The sequence below is a fragment of the Companilactobacillus sp. FL22-1 genome (assembly GCF_043951805.1).
In the GTDB taxonomy this organism is placed as follows: domain Bacteria; phylum Bacillota; class Bacilli; order Lactobacillales; family Lactobacillaceae; genus Companilactobacillus.
This window is the reverse complement of record NZ_JBINJY010000036.1, coordinates 1-751: the sequence shown is the minus strand read 5'-3', so window position 1 is coordinate 751 and position 751 is coordinate 1. Positions and strand designations below refer to the sequence as shown.

Genomic DNA, 751 nt, shown 5'->3' with positions numbered 1-751 from the left:
CAACCTCCAATGATTTAGATGATTGGTCTACTGTATAACCTTTGATAGCTGGTGCTGTTTCGGTTACAGTTGAACCAACAACTTGGTCAGTTAAAGTCTTAGCAGATTGTAATACATTGCCGTCAGCATCTAAATAATTTACTGTTACATTAGCCTTTGAAACAACTGGTGCATTCTTTGTGTATTTGAATGTTAGAGTTTCGTCACCAGTTACTGAATCGATTGTTTGAGTAGCGTTTCCACTCAAAGTATAATCAGTAACATCTTTAGCTTTAACTGTGTATGACTTACCATTGTCAACCTTTTCAGAAATTGAATCAGCTACGGCATTGCCGTCAGCGTCTACAAATTTTGTTGTAATTGTTGATTGTTGGATAGGTTCAGCATTCTTAGTGTACTTAAAGTTAATTACATTACTATCAGCTTTTACTGTAATTGACTGACTAGCATCACCATCTAGGGTATAACCTTTGATTTCAGGTGCATCAGCTTTATAAGTTGAATCTACATCAGCTGTATCAGTTTTAGCAGTTTTTAGTACATTACCATCTGTGTCAAGATAATTAATAGTAATAGTTGCTGTCTTAGGTGCAACAGCATTCTTTGTGTATGTGAATGTTACAGTTGAACCTTCTTTGGCTACATTTACATTCTTAGTAGCTTCAGTTGCTGTATAACCTTCGATTGTTGGGGCAGATACTTCTACATCTTTACCAACTTCTTGGTCTTTTAGTACGGTATCTTGTACGCC

The 751-nt window shown here is 36.1% G+C and carries 1 protein-coding gene; it reads right to left on the bottom strand.

The genetic code is table 11. The features are described 5' to 3' along the window. Positions 1 to 751: MucBP domain-containing protein (locus tag ACG72T_RS12545; protein WP_395266470.1), on the bottom strand; the 751-nt coding region annotated here is incomplete at both ends.